Raw genomic sequence first — 13,126 nt, 5'->3', positions numbered from 1 at the left:
CCCATGTCGCACTCGCCTTCCCTCTCGTTCTCCTCGGTCCTCGTCGCGAACCGCGGCGAGATCGCGCGCCGCATCATCCGGACCCTCCGCGGCCTCGGCATCCGCAGCATCGCGGTCTACAGCGATGCAGACGTCGACGCGCCACACGTCCGCGAGGCGGACGCCGCCGTGCGGATCGGGCCGGCGCCGGCCGCGGAGTCCTACCTCGACATCGACGCCGTCATCGCCGCGGCCCGCGCTTCCGGAGCGGAGGCCGTGCATCCCGGCTACGGATTCCTCTCCGAGAGCGTCGGGCTCGCGGAGGCCTGTGCGGAGAGCGGCATCGTGTTCATCGGCCCGACGGTCGAAGCACTCCAGATCATGGGAGACAAGGCGCGAGCCCGTGAGCATGTGAGCCGCAGCGGCGTGCCGGTGGTGCCAGGGTTCGACGCCAGGGGCCTCTCGGATGCGGAGATCCGCGAGGAGGCGGAGGCGGTCGGGTTCCCGCTCCTCGTCAAGCCGAGTGCCGGCGGGGGTGGGAAGGGTATGGAGGTCGTCGTCGACAGCGCGGGTCTTCCCGGCGCGCTCAGCTCAGCCCGACGCGTCGCGGCATCCGCCTTCGGCGACGATGCGCTCATCCTGGAGCGTCTCATCCGCCGACCGCGTCACATCGAGGTGCAGGTGTTCGGCGATGCGTACGGCACCGTCGTGGCGCTCGGCGAGCGCGAGTGCACGCTCCAGCGTCGTCACCAGAAGGTGATCGAGGAGGCGCCGTCCGCCGGGATCCCGCCCGCGACCCGCGACCGGCTGCTCGCGGCAGCCGTGCGCGCCGCGGAGAGCGTCGCCTACGTCGGAGCGGGGACCGTGGAGTTCCTCGTCGACGCCGATGCTCCCGACGACGTCTTCTTCATCGAGATGAACACCCGGCTGCAGGTGGAGCACCCGGTGACCGAGGAGGTCACCGGACTCGACCTCGTCGCACTCCAGCTCCGCATGGCCGACGGACAGCCGCTCGACGTCGCACCCCGGACGACCGGGCATGCCGTCGAGGCCCGTGTGTACGCCGAGTCGCCGGAGCGCGGGTTCCTGCCGTCGACCGGCACCGTGCTGCTCTTCGACCCGCCTTCCGGTGTCCGCGTGGACGCGGCCGTGGAATCCGGGAGCGTGGTGAGCGGGTTCTACGACCCGATGATCGCGAAGATCATCGCGTGGGCGGAGGACAGGGCGACAGCGCTGCAGCGACTCGACGATGCCCTCGCCCGCACCGTGGTGCTGGGAGTGGAGACGAACATCGCGTTCCTGCGCCGGCTCCTCCGGGACCGTCGCGTGCTCGAGGGCGACCTCGACACCGGTCTCATCGACACCCTGCTCCCGCTCGAGCCGATGAGCCCGTCGGCGGCGCAGGTCGCGGCAGCTGCCGGACTGGTGGACGCTCGTCGCGAGACCGCCGCATCACCGGGCGGCGCCGGACCGCTGTGGCGGTCCCTCCCCGGGTGGCGTCTGGGGGCAGCACCGCACGCGCCCGAACCGTTCACCCTGCTCACCGACGACGACGAGATCGTACGCACGACACCGACGCTGCCCCCGTCCGACCGCGTGTGCGCGGCCCGCGATGCCGAGGGCGCGATATGGGTCTGCGAAGACGGGCGGACGCTGCGGCTCCGCCCCCGGGATCGCCGCGGCCGGATGCGGAGGCGACTCGCCGCCGCGGAGCGGGAGGCCCGCGCCACCGAGCCCGAGGCGCGCGCCCCCATGCCGGGAGGTGTCGTGGCGGTCCACGTCGACGACGGTGCGGCGGTCCGCGCGGGTGAGCCCCTCGTGTCTATCGAGGCGATGAAGATGGAGCACCCCGTGCTCGCGCCGCACGACGGCGTGGTGCGGATGCTTGTCGCGGTGGGCGATCAGGTGCGGCGCGATCAACCGGTCGCCCGCGTGTCGATGACGGAGGAGGACCGATGATGCACGATCTCACCGAAGAGGAGCGCGAACTCGCCGCGATGGCACGCGAATTCGCCGACACGGTGGTCGCCCCGCAGTCCTACGAGGCGGATCGCACCCACACGCTCTCGATGGATGTCGTGCGGCAGATGGGCGAGCTCGGCCTCTTCGGGCTGCCCTTCCCCGAGGAGTACGGCGGGCAGGGCGGCGACTACATGGCGCTCGGCCTCGCCATCGAGGCTCTGGGACGAGTCGACCAGTCGATCGCGATCACCCTCGAGGCCGGCGTGAGCCTCGGGGCGATGCCCGTCTTCCGCTTCGGCACCGAGGAGCAGAAGCGCGAGCTGCTGCCGGATCTCCTCGCCGGTCGTGCCCTCGCCGGGTTCGGACTCACGGAACCCGAGGCGGGGAGCGATGCCGGGGCGACGCGGACGACAGCGCGGCTCGACGGCGACGAATGGGTGATCGACGGCTCCAAGCAGTTCATCACGAACTCGGGCACCCCGATCACACGGTTCGTGACGGTCACCGCCGTCACCGGTCAGAACGAGGGGCGCAAGGAGATCTCCACGATCATCGTCCCGAACGGAACGCCGGGGTTCACGGTCGAGCCGCCCTACGACAAGGTGGGCTGGAACGCCTCGGACACGCATCCGCTGACGTTCGACGGGGCGCGGGTGCCGGCGGGCAACCTCCTCGGCGAGCGGGGGAGCGGCTTCCGGAACTTCCTCAGCATCCTGGACGAGGGGCGCATCGCGATCGCCGCCCTCTCGACCGGTGCGGCGGAGGGCTGCCTGGAGGCGGCGGTCGACTACGCCAAGAGCCGCACCATCTTCGGCAGCGCCCTCAGCACGCGGCAGAACGCCCAGTTCACCCTGGCGCGCATGCGAGCCCGCGTCCACACGGCACGACTCGCCTGGCACCACGCCGCCCGTCTCCGCGACGCGGGAGAGGCGTTCGCCGAGCAGGCGGCGATCGCGAAGCTCGTCGCCGGGGAGGCCGCGATGGACAACGCTCGCGACGCCACGCAGATCTTCGGAGGCAACGGCTTCATGAACGAGTTCCCGGTGGCGCGCCACTATCGCGACTCCAAGATCCTGGAGATCGGCGAGGGGACCACCGAGGTCCAGCTTCTCGTGATCGCCAGGGCGCTCGGACTCGCCCGGTAGCGTGGAGGCATGACCATGCGCGAGATCGTGCAGCGCGGCCTGTACTACGAGGAGTTCGAGACCGACGTCCGGTACGTGCACCGCCCCGGTCGCACGGCTACGGAGGCGGACAACGTCCTCTTCACGACCCTGACGATGAACACCCAGGCGCTGCACCTGGACGCCGCGTTCGCCGATGCCCAGGAGCCCTTCCACGCGCGCCTCATGAACTCCATGTGGACGCTGTCGACGATGGTGGGCTCCTCCGTCGCCCAGCTCACGCAGGGGACGCTGGTGGCGCAGCTCGGCCTCGGCGACATCGCCTTCCCGCATCCGCTGTTCGCCGGTGACACGCTCACGACCGAGAGCGTCGTCGTCGATAAGCGGCTCTCGTCGTCCCGCCCCGGTCAGGGCGTCGTGCAGATCGCGCACACCGGACGCAATCAGGACGGCACGGTGGTCGCGACGGCCGTCCGCATGGTGCTCGTGCGCTGCCGGCCGGAAGGGGAGGCGGTATGACCTTCGAGCTCGGTCCTGCCCTGCTTTTCTGCCCGGCGGACCGCCCCGAGCGCTTCGCGAAGGCGCAGGAGCGCGCCGATGCCGTGATCCTCGACCTGGAGGACGCCGTCCTGCCGGCTGCGAAGGCCGAGGCCCGGAAGAACGTCGTCGCCGCTGACCTCGATCCCGCGCGCGTCATCGTGCGGGTGAACGCCCCGGACTCCGCGGCCTTCGCTGACGACCTCGAGGCCCTGGCACGGTCGCCCTTCCGGACCGTGATGGTGGCGAAGACGGAGAGCGCGGAGAGTCTGGACGCCTTCGGCGCGGACTACTCGCTCCTCGCGCTGTGCGAGACGGCGCGCGGGATCCATGCGGCGCCCGACATCGCCGCGCATCCGACGGTCGCCGGACTGATGTGGGGAGCGGAGGATCTGGTGGCCTCGCTCGGCGGCACGTCATCCCGGAACGACGAGGGCAGGTACCGGGACATCGCCCGCTACGCCCGTTCCCGGGTGCTGCTGGAGGCCGGCGCCTACGGCAAGGCGGCGATCGACGCCGTGCATGTCGACATCGCCGACACGGCAGGGCTGGAGCAGGAGGCGAGGGACGCGGCGGCCTCGGGGTTCCGTGCGACGGCCTGCATCCATCCGAGTCAGGTCGAGGTGATCCGAGCCGCGTACGCACCGGATCCCGAGATCGTGGCCTGGGCACATGCGGTCCTCGCGGCAGCGGCGGAGGAACGGGGTGTGTTCCGCTTCCAGGGGCGTATGGTGGACGAGCCCGTCCTGCGCCACGCGCGCGCCGTGGTCTCCCGCGCCGGCTGACCGTCCCGTCAGAGGACGGGCGTCTCCTCCAGCAGGCGGAGGTAGCCGGGTGCGGCGACGAACCGGTGCGCGGAGCCGTTGCGCAGCACCTCACCGTCGCGGGGGAGCGTGCCGCCGGAGACGTGGTCGATGACGGCGCGGATCACGCCCCCGTGGGTCACGACGAGCACGGACTCGGCCTGCGGCGCCGACCTCCGTCGCGCGTCCCGTGCGATCCGGTGCAGCGCGGCGATGGCACGGACGCCGACCTCGTGCAGCGATTCCGCCCCGGGCACCTCCGCGTGCCAGTCGCCGTAGGTCGAGATGTAGTCGGGAACGAGCATGCCCTCGCCGTCGCCGAACTCCCGTTCCCGGATGTCGGGGACCACGCCCGCGATCTCCAGCCCCAGGCGCTCCGCGATGATGCCGGCGGTCTCGCTCGCTCGCACGAGCGGGCTCGTGTAGACGGCATGGTGCGTCGTGCCGGCGAGCTTCTCCGCCGCCCACCGTGCGTCCTCGCGCCCCGTCTCGTTCAGCGGGATGTCGGTCGACCCCTGGATGCGGCGGGCGAGGTTCCAGTCGGTCTGACCGTGGCGGATGAGAGTGAGATAGGTCACGAGAGCATCTCCTGGAGGGCGGGGAGCACGTCGCTGGTGCCGGCGGCGATGGTGACATCGGCCCAGGCGTCCGCGCGGGTCGGCTCGCGATTGACGATGATCAGAGGGATGCCACGCCGACGCGCACGGTTCACGAGGCGCACGCCGGAATTCACGACGAGCGAGGAGCCGGCGACGATGAGCGCATCGCTAGAGCGGAGCAGCGACTCCGCGGCGCGGAAGCGGTCCTGCGGCACGTACTCGCCGAAGAACACCACGTCGGGCTTGAGCATGCCGTCACAGACCGTGCAGGTCGGGACGAGGAAGCCCGCGGTGCTCTCCGGCAGCACGTCGCCGTCCGGGGCCAGGGCCACGTTCTCGGGGACGGTGATCCAGGGATTGCGCTCCTCGATCTGCACGGCGATGTCGCGACGATCGAACACCTGGCCGCAGTGCAGGCAGAGCACCCGGCGCATGGTGCCGTGCACTTCGATGACGTGTGAGCTTCCCGCGCGGAGGTGCAGGCCGTCGACGTTCTGCGTGATGACGCCCGAGACGACGCCTCTGGACTCCATCTCCGCGAGGGCGCGATGGCCGGGATTGGGCGCCGCCTGCGCGAACGCCCGCCAGCCGAGATGACCGCCGACCCAGTAGCGACGACGCGCGGCCTCGTCGCCGAGGTACGTCTGGATCGTCATGGGATTGCTGCGCGTGCGCGCGCCCTCGCCGCGGTAGGCGGGGATGCCCGAGTCGGTGGAGATGCCGGCTCCGGTGAGGAGGGCGATCCGCTTGCCGCGCAGCAGGTCGGCGGCGTGGGAGAGCTCTGCCGACGGCTCGGCGGTGTTCGTCACGCTCACAGGACCTCCTCGGTCGAGTCTACGGGGCGTGGGGTGGACGAGAACCGGGATGGCAGAGTGGAGCGGTGGACCTCCAGCATGTGACCGACATCGACGACCCGCGGCTGGACGACTATCGCGGCCTCACCGATACCGCCCTCCGCGCCGTGCGAGAGCCCGCGGAGGGACTCTACATCGCCGAGACCGCCAAGGTGATCGAGCGCGCGCTGACCGCCGGGCACGAAGCCCGATCGGTGCTCGTCTCGGCCCGGCGCGTCGACGAGGTCGGCCGGATCATCGGGAAGCGCGGCGTGCCGGTGCTCGTGGTCCCGGACGAGGTCGCGGAACAGGTCACCGGTTATCAGGTGCACCGAGGGGCCCTCGCCGCGATGCACCGCCCGGCTCTGGCGCCGGTCGCGGAGGTGGTACGCGACGCACGTCTGGTGCTGGTGCTGGAGGACCTCGGCGATCACACCAACGTCGGTGCGGCCTTCCGTGCCGCCGCCGGGTTGGGGGCGGATGCGGTGCTGGTCTCTCCGCGGTGCGCCGATCCGCTGTACCGCCGGAGCGTGCGGGTGAGCATGGGCACGGTCTTCCAGGTGCCCTGGACCCGGATCGACGACTGGGAGGCGGCCGTGGGCGCCCTCCGTGACGAGGGTTTCGACATCGCCGCCCTCGCTCTCAGCGACGCGGCGGTGGATCTCCGGGTCTACGCAGCGCAGCGGCCGGAGAAGGTGGCGCTGCTCCTCGGCGCCGAAGGAGACGGACTCACGCCGACTGCTCTCGACAGCGCGGACACCGTGGTCACGATCCCGATGGCCGGCGGCGTGGATTCGCTCAACGTGGCCTCGGCGGCCGCCGTGGCACTGTGGGCCCTCGCTCCCGCGGAGTGAGGGCGCGTGTCACTCCTTGCCCGGGAAGATGACCGGGGAGGGCTCTGGGCGCTTCGCCGCGATGTGATCCCCCGACGACTGGTGCCGCAGACGGCGGAGCACCCAGGGCACGAGGTGCTCCCGCGCCCAGCCGAGGTCTTCGCCGCGGGCGGCACGCCAGGTACGCAGCGGCAGCGGTTCCGGCTGCATGGCCTCGAGGTCGTTCGGCACGTTGAGGGCGCGGAGCACCATCCGCGCGACCTCGTGGTGGCCGAGGGCGTTGTAGTGCAGGCGGTCATCGTCGAAGAAGCGTGCGTCCTGCACGACCTTCAGCGCCCACTGGTCCGCGACGATGCAGTCGTGCCGCTCCGCGATCGCGCGGATGTTCTCGTTGTAGATCGCGACCTTGCCGCGGAACGGACGGAACACCGGCGTGAATCCGGTGTCGATGCCCGTGAAGAGGATCACGGCTGCACCGGTGGAGGACACCCGTGCCACCGCGTCTTCGAGCTGCGCGGCGATGGCGTCCGGGTCGGTGCCGGGGCGGATGACGTCGTTGCCGCCGGCGCAGATCGAGATGAGGTCGGGGCGGAGCGCGACGGCGGGTTCGATCTGATCGGCGACGATCTGCGCGATGAGCTTCCCTCGGACGGCGAGGTTGGCGTAGGCGAAGTCGTCCACCTGCTGGGCGAGCACCTCCGCGACGCGGTCGGCCCAGCCGCGGTGTCCACCCGGGGCCGCCGGGTCCGGGTCGCCGATGCCCTCCGTGAACGAGTCGCCGATCGCGACGAACCGTCGCCACGGGTGCGGGGTCTCGTTCGCGACGTACGGGGTCCTGGTCGATTCCTGATCGCTCATCCGACTCTCCTTCGCCAACGCGTGCGCGCACGGTGGTGACCGCCGCGCAGTGACCGAGCCTACCCGTGCCGCCGCTCCCGAGGGAGGACGCGCGCGGCGCCCCGGCGGATGCCCCGGTGTCGGTGGGAGCGATTATCGTGGAGTCGATGCTCTCTCCGTCCTTCCCTCAGCGCGCCCCGTGGGGAACGGCGAACAAGCTGCGGGCATGGCAGCAGGAGGCTCTGGATGCGTACTTCCAGGCCGACCAGCGCGACTTCCTCGTGGCCGCCACACCGGGCGCCGGCAAGACCACCTTCGCGCTCACCCTCGCGGTCGAGCTGATGCGCATGGGGGAGGTGAACCGGGTCATCGTCGTGGCTCCGACGGAGCACCTCAAGACCCAGTGGGCCGACGCCGCCGCCCGCGTGCACATCCGGCTCGACCCGCGCTTCCGCAACAGCGACTGGGCACCGGCGCGGCACTATCACGGCGTCGTGGTCACGTACGCGCAGGTCGCGGCGAAGTCCTCGGTGCACCGCCACCTCACGGAGGACGCGAAGACCCTGGTCATCCTCGATGAGGTGCACCACGGCGGCGACGCGCTGAGCTGGGGTGACGCGATCCGCGACGCCTACGGGCCGGCGAAGCGTCGACTGTTGCTGTCCGGGACCCCGTTCCGGAGCGACACGGCGCCGATCCCCTTCGTGGAGTACCTCCCTGATGAGTCGGGGGCGCGGGTCTCCAGCACCGACTACGCCTATGGCTACGGGCGTGCCCTTGCGGACGGCGTCGTCCGCCCCGTGCTCTTCCACATGTACGCGGGGAAGATGCGGTGGCGGACGAGTGCCGGCGACGAGCTCGAGACCCATCTGGGACAGGACAACACGAAGGACGTCACGTCGCAGGCCTGGCGCACGGCGCTGGATCCCGAGGGCGACTGGATGCCGGCGGTGCTCTCGGCGGCTGACCGCCGTCTGACCGAGATCAGACACCACATCCCGGATGCCGGCGGACTCGTGCTGGCGACGGATCAGACCGTCGCCAGGGCCTACGCCAAGATCCTGCACAGCATCACGCGCGAGCAGCCGACGATCGTGCTGTCCGACGACGCCACCGCCTCCGAGCGGATCGAGAAGTTCTCCGAAGGCACCGCCCGGTGGATGGTCGCGGTGCGCATGGTGTCGGAGGGCGTCGACGTGCCGCGGCTCGCGGTGGGCGTCTACGCGACCTCCTCGTCCACTCCGCTGTTCTTCGCCCAGGCCATCGGCCGCTTCGTCCGCGCCCGTCGTCGAGGTGAGGCGGCGAGCGTCTTCCTCCCGCACGTCCCCGTGCTGATGAAGCTCGCGAACGAGATGGAGAAGCAGCGCGACCACGCGCTGGATCGGCAGTCCAAGGATGACGACGGTCTGGAGGATTCACTCCTGGAGAGCGCGAACCGTGAGGACGAGGCCTCCGACGCGCTGACCCAGGAGTTCAGCTACCAGGCGATCTCCTCCGTCGCCCACTTCGATCGCATGGTGTTCGACGGCAAGGAGTTCGGCCAGCTCGCGGAGCCGAACACGCCGGAGGAGGAGGAGTTCATCGGCTTCCCGGGTCTCCTCGAACCCGAGCACGTCCACGAGCTCCTCATGCAGCGGCAGGCGCGGCAGTCCCGGCACCGCGAGGTGCGGGAGGCCCAGGCAGAGCCGACGCAGACGACGACGCTCCCTGCGCCGCTGCATCGCACCCTGCGCGAACAGCGCCAGCTCCTGAACAGCCTGGTGGGCCTTTACGCGCGGCAGTCGGGCCAGCCGCACGGTGCTGTGCATGCCGAACTCCGTCGCATCTGCGGCGGACCGGCGGTGGCGCAGGCGACCGTGACGCAGCTGCAGTCCCGCATCGAGGTGCTGCGCAAACGCGTCCGCTCCTGAGCGAGGTCCGGTCGCTGCTTCGGATCCCCGAAATGCTGGCAATCCGTGCCAGGACGCGGCCTGTGCGACACCGCGCGGATAGCGTGGAACGGTTGCCCGGACGCCGGGCACGGTGACACCTGGAGGTTCCATGACAGCCCCTGCCGCAGCCGATTCCACGGCCGCCGATCGACGGCGCTGGGCTCGCTATCTCGTCGAGGAACGGGCGGAGGGCGCCGTGTACCAGCGCCTCGCGTCCCGCCGGTCGGGGGAGGAACGGGCGATCCTGCTCGGGCTCGCCGAGGCCGAGCGCCGGCATGAGAAGCACTGGCTCGATCTGCTGGGCGGAGAACCGGCCCGCCTGCCGCGGGCGGGGGTCCGCTCGCGCCTCCTGGGGTGGATGGCCGGACGCTTCGGCTCGATCTTCGTCCTCGCCCTCGCCCAGAGTGCCGAGGCCCGCTCTCCGTACGACGCCGAGCGCTGGGCCACCCCTGCCATGCGGGCAGACGAGAAGGTCCACCACGAGGTCGTCCGCGGTCTCGCCGCACGCGGGCGTCGGCGCCTCTCCGGTTCCTTCCGCGCTGCCGTCTTCGGCGCGAACGACGGCCTGGTCAGCAACCTCGCGCTCGTGCTCGGCATCGGCGCCACCGGCGTGAGCTCGGGCTTCGTCCTGTTCAGCGGCATCGCCGGGCTCCTCGCCGGTGCGCTGTCCATGGGTGCGGGGGAGTTCGTGTCGGTGCGGTCGCAGCGGGAACTCCTCACCGCGACCGAGGCGAACGAGGATGCGGCGGCGGCCGCCGCCGACCTCGACATCGACGAGAACGAGCTCGCGCTCGTGTACCGCGCCCGCGGCATGGACCAGGGCGAGTCGCTGGCCAGGGCCCGCCGCATCGTCCAGGCGGCGCAGGAGGGTGTCCGACGGGCGGCCACGGGGCCCGTGAGCATCCAGGGTGCGGACGCCCACGAGGTCGTCGGCAGCGACTGGACGGCCGCGATCTCCAGCTTCCTCCTCTTCGCCTCCGGCGCGATCATCCCCGTCCTGCCGTGGATCTTCGGCATGGAGGGCACCGCGGCGATCGTCCTCGCGCTCGTGCTGGTCGGCATCGCTCTGCTCAGCACGGGAGCGATGGTCGGCGTGCTCTCCGGTGGCCCGCCCCTCCGTCGCGCCCTTCGGCAGCTCGCCATCGGGTTCGGCGCGGCGGCGGTGACCTACGCGCTGGGCCTGCTCTTCGGCGTCGGCGCGGTGTGACGGCGCTGTGGTCCCGCCGCGTGCGGGACCGCAGCGCCCCACCGCGACGCACGGGAAACGACGAAGGCCCCGGATCCGTGGATCCGGGGCCTTCGCTCTCTGTGCGCGGAGGGGGACTTGAACCCCCACGCCCTATCGGGCACTAGCACCTCAAGCTAGCGCGTCTACCATTCCGCCACCCGCGCAGGTGTTGGATTTGATCGTTGCCGACCGAAGAATGAGATTAGCACGTTCTCGGAGGCGTCTCGAACCGAGCGTGACGCCCGGGCGTGGCATGCGGTTTCGATAGCCTGAGTCCATGACCGAATCCTCCCTGCCGGAGGTCGCCCGCGTCGCGAGCGACCTCATCCGCTTCGACACCTCCAACTACGGCGGCGGCAACGCGAAGGGGGAGCGGGAAGCCGCCGAGTACGTCGGCGCGTACCTGGAGGAGCTGGGACTCGAGGTCGAGTACCACGAGCCCATCCCGCGGCGCACGAACGTCATGGCACGTGTCCCGGGGCGCGATCGCACCAAGCCGGCTCTCGTCGTGCACGGCCACCTGGACGTCGTGCCTGCGGTCGCCGAGGACTGGACGGTGGATCCGTTCGCCGGCACGGTGCAGGACGGCATGCTGTGGGGCCGCGGCGCGGTCGACATGAAGAACATGGACGCGATGATCCTCACCGCCGTGGCGGACATCCTGCGCGCGGGGGAGCAGCCGGAGCGTGACCTCATCCTGGCCTTCTTCGCCGATGAGGAGAACGGCGGCGTGGAGGGCTCCGCGCTCGTCGTGAAGGATCGTCCGGAGTGGTTCGTCGGCGCGACGGCGGCCATCAGCGAGGTCGGCGGCTACTCGATCTCGGTGGACGACCGCCGGGCGTACCTGCTGCAGGTGGGGGAGAAGGCCCTGATCTGGATCCGCCTCGTCGCCACCGGCCGAGCGGGACACGGCAGTCGCCTGCACGACGACAACGCCGTCACGAAACTCGCCGAGGCGGTGGCCGCCATCGGCCGCACGCGGTGGCCGGTCCGGCTCACGCCGACGACGGAGGCGCTGCTCGAGGGTCTGAGTGCGTTGAGCGGCCGGAGCGCCGACGACCCCGACGCCCTCGCCGCCGCGGCCGGTCCGGCAGAAGCCTTCCTGCGGTCGACGTTCCGCACGACGACCAACCCGACGGCCCTCACCGCCGGCTACAAGCACAACGTCATCCCGGAGCGCGCCGAGGCGCTGATCGACGTCCGGGTGATCCCCGGGACCGAGGACGACGTGCTCGCCGAGCTCCAGCGCATCGTCGGCGACGACATCCGGATCGAGACCGTGGTGCGCGACATCGGCATGGAGACGCCGTTCGCGGGGGAGCTCGTCGACGCGATGGTGGCAGCCCTGGGTCGGCACGACCCCGGCGTACCGGTCATCCCGTATCTCCTGGGAGCCGGGACCGACAACAAGGCGCTGGCCACTCTCGGCATCACCGGTTACGGCTTCGCCCCGCTGCGTCTGCCGGCCGATCTCGACTTCACCGGGATGTTCCACGGAGTCGACGAGCGGGTGCCCGTAGACTCACTTGTCTTCGGTCAGCGGGTGCTGGCCGATCTGCTGCGCACGTACTGAGCGGCGTCCACGCGCTCCGTGCCGTCCCGAAAGACGAAGGCCTCTCCATGCACCTGCTCGAAGCACTGATCCTGGGAATCGTCCAGGGTCTCACCGAGTTCCTGCCGATCTCCTCCAGCGCCCATCTGCGTGTCGTCGGGACGTTCCTGCCGTCCGGAGAAGATCCGGGCGCGGCGTTCACCGCCATCACGCAGATCGGCACGGAGGCCGCCGTCGTGGTGTTCTTCTGGCGGGACATCGTCCGCATCATCTCCCAGTGGTTCCGGTCGCTCGCCGGGAAGGTGCCCCGGAACGACCCGGACGCGCGCATGGGATGGCTCATCATCATCGGCAGCATCCCGATCGTGCTGCTCGGGCTGCTCTTCCAGGATCAGATCGAGACCGTCTTCCGGTCACTCTGGATCGTGGCGATCATGCTCATCGTGTTCGGCATCCTCCTGGGCATCGCCGATCACGTCGGGGCCAAGCGCCGGAAGCTCGACGACCTGACCTACCCGCACGGCATCGCCTTCGGGCTCGCCCAGGCACTCGCCCTCATCCCCGGCGTCTCGCGGTCCGGCGGCACGATCACCATGGGTCTCTTCCTCGGCTACGAGCGCGCCGCCGCCGCCCGGTACGCCTTCCTGCTCGCCATCCCTGCCGTGTTCGGCAGCGGCTTCTACCAGCTGTTCAAGAGCTGGGGCGAGCCGTCCTTCTTCTCGCTCGGCGACACGGTGGCCGCGACGGGCGTCGCCTTCGTCGTCGCACTGGGCGTGATCGCGTTCTTCATGAACTGGATCTCGAAGCGCAGCTTCCTGCCGTTCGTGATCTACCGGATCCTGCTCGGCGGCGTGCTGCTCGTGCTGCTCGCGATGGGCGTCATCCCCGCCTCGGCCTGAGCCGAGCCC

Annotated in this window: 12 protein-coding genes and 1 tRNA gene; 9 read left to right on the top strand and 4 right to left on the bottom strand. The window is 70.8% G+C overall.

The genetic code is table 11. From position 1 onward, the window contains the following. The first annotated feature begins 3 nt into the window (after nt 1-3). From AB1285_RS07275 to AB1285_RS07260, 4 genes are read left to right on the top strand one after another with little or no spacing between them, the layout of a single operon-like run. On the top strand, nt 4-1,938 hold the full coding sequence (locus AB1285_RS07275) for an acetyl/propionyl/methylcrotonyl-CoA carboxylase subunit alpha (RefSeq protein WP_370428544.1): 1,935 nt from the start codon (nt 4-6) through the stop codon (nt 1,936-1,938). After that, nucleotides 1,938-3,086 (top strand): acyl-CoA dehydrogenase family protein, encoded by a 1,149-nt coding sequence (locus AB1285_RS07270; RefSeq protein ID WP_187664149.1) that lies wholly within the window; start codon nt 1,938-1,940, stop codon nt 3,084-3,086. The genes AB1285_RS07275 and AB1285_RS07270 overlap by 1 nt, the downstream gene beginning before the upstream one ends. Nucleotides 3,087-3,095: 9 nt before the next feature. Beyond that, nucleotides 3,096-3,584: a MaoC family dehydratase gene (locus AB1285_RS07265; RefSeq protein WP_370428545.1), complete on the top strand. Its 489-nt coding sequence runs from the start codon at nt 3,096-3,098 to the stop codon at nt 3,582-3,584. Then, nucleotides 3,581-4,387 (top strand): HpcH/HpaI aldolase/citrate lyase family protein, encoded by an 807-nt coding sequence (locus AB1285_RS07260; protein WP_370428546.1) that lies wholly within the window; start codon nt 3,581-3,583, stop codon nt 4,385-4,387. The genes AB1285_RS07265 and AB1285_RS07260 overlap by 4 nt, the downstream gene beginning before the upstream one ends. Nucleotides 4,388-4,395: 8 nt before the next feature. Here AB1285_RS07260 and AB1285_RS07255 read toward each other — a convergent pair whose 3' ends face one another. Beyond that, nucleotides 4,396-4,983, bottom strand: coding sequence for a histidine phosphatase family protein (locus AB1285_RS07255; RefSeq protein ID WP_060922608.1), 588 nt, complete (start codon nt 4,981-4,983; stop codon nt 4,396-4,398). Continuing rightward, nucleotides 4,980-5,819, bottom strand: a complete 840-nt coding sequence (locus tag AB1285_RS07250; RefSeq protein WP_268776330.1) for a Sir2 family NAD-dependent protein deacetylase — start codon at nt 5,817-5,819, stop codon at nt 4,980-4,982. The genes AB1285_RS07255 and AB1285_RS07250 overlap by 4 nt, the downstream gene beginning before the upstream one ends. 65 nt (nt 5,820-5,884) lie before the next feature. Here AB1285_RS07250 and AB1285_RS07245 point away from each other — a divergent pair, with 65 nt between their 5' ends. Then, a complete protein-coding gene (locus tag AB1285_RS07245; protein ID WP_370428547.1) occupies nt 5,885-6,691 on the top strand; it encodes a TrmH family RNA methyltransferase in 807 nt (268 codons plus the stop codon). Nucleotides 6,692-6,700: 9 nt separating this feature from the next. Here the strand turns inward: AB1285_RS07245 and AB1285_RS07240 are convergent, their stop codons facing one another. Beyond that, entirely contained in the window at nt 6,701-7,528 is an 828-nt protein-coding gene (locus AB1285_RS07240) for an SGNH/GDSL hydrolase family protein (RefSeq protein WP_370428548.1), read from the bottom strand. Nucleotides 7,529-7,674: 146 nt separating this feature from the next. On the opposite strand from AB1285_RS07240, the gene AB1285_RS07235 reads away from it, so the two are divergent. Next, nucleotides 7,675-9,417, top strand: coding sequence for a DEAD/DEAH box helicase (locus AB1285_RS07235; RefSeq protein WP_187664054.1), 1,743 nt, complete (start codon nt 7,675-7,677; stop codon nt 9,415-9,417). 130 nt (nt 9,418-9,547) lie between these two features. Then, nucleotides 9,548-10,645, top strand: coding sequence for a VIT1/CCC1 transporter family protein (locus AB1285_RS07230; protein ID WP_370428549.1), 1,098 nt, complete (start codon nt 9,548-9,550; stop codon nt 10,643-10,645). A gap of 102 nt (nt 10,646-10,747) precedes the next feature. Here AB1285_RS07230 and AB1285_RS07225 read toward each other — a convergent pair. Continuing rightward, nucleotides 10,748-10,830 (bottom strand) — tRNA-Leu (locus AB1285_RS07225). A 113-nt stretch (nt 10,831-10,943) separates the two neighbouring features. On the opposite strand from AB1285_RS07225, the gene AB1285_RS07220 reads away from it, so the two are divergent. Both AB1285_RS07220 and AB1285_RS07215 read left to right on the top strand, forming a co-directional pair. After that, nucleotides 10,944-12,239 (top strand): M20/M25/M40 family metallo-hydrolase, encoded by a 1,296-nt coding sequence (locus AB1285_RS07220; RefSeq protein WP_370428550.1) that lies wholly within the window; start codon nt 10,944-10,946, stop codon nt 12,237-12,239. 47 nt (nt 12,240-12,286) lie between these two features. Then, nucleotides 12,287-13,117, top strand: a complete 831-nt coding sequence (locus tag AB1285_RS07215; protein ID WP_136052801.1) for an undecaprenyl-diphosphate phosphatase — start codon at nt 12,287-12,289, stop codon at nt 13,115-13,117. Nucleotides 13,118-13,126: the final 9 nt, after the last annotated feature.

Source organism: Microbacterium sp. NRRL B-14842, from assembly GCF_050470785.1.
This window is presented reverse-complemented; position numbering and strand designations above follow the sequence as displayed.

Excerpts from the sequence above, each read along its gene's own strand:
- AB1285_RS07275 (WP_370428544.1), top strand. The coding sequence starts at position 4 with ATGTCGCACTCGCCTTCCCTCTCGTTCTCCTCGGTCCTCGTCGCGAAC.
- AB1285_RS07270 (WP_187664149.1), top strand. The coding sequence starts at position 1,938 with ATGCACGATCTCACCGAAGAGGAGCGCGAACTCGCCGCGATGGCACGC.
- AB1285_RS07265 (WP_370428545.1), top strand. The coding sequence starts at position 3,096 with ATGACCATGCGCGAGATCGTGCAGCGCGGCCTGTACTACGAGGAGTTC.
- AB1285_RS07260 (WP_370428546.1), top strand. The coding sequence starts at position 3,581 with ATGACCTTCGAGCTCGGTCCTGCCCTGCTTTTCTGCCCGGCGGACCGC.
- AB1285_RS07240 (WP_370428548.1), bottom strand. The coding sequence starts at position 7,528 with ATGAGCGATCAGGAATCGACCAGGACCCCGTACGTCGCGAACGAGACC.
- AB1285_RS07235 (WP_187664054.1), top strand. The coding sequence starts at position 7,675 with ATGCTCTCTCCGTCCTTCCCTCAGCGCGCCCCGTGGGGAACGGCGAAC.
- AB1285_RS07230 (WP_370428549.1), top strand. The coding sequence starts at position 9,548 with ATGACAGCCCCTGCCGCAGCCGATTCCACGGCCGCCGATCGACGGCGC.
- AB1285_RS07220 (WP_370428550.1), top strand. The coding sequence starts at position 10,944 with ATGACCGAATCCTCCCTGCCGGAGGTCGCCCGCGTCGCGAGCGACCTC.
- AB1285_RS07215 (WP_136052801.1), top strand. The coding sequence starts at position 12,287 with ATGCACCTGCTCGAAGCACTGATCCTGGGAATCGTCCAGGGTCTCACC.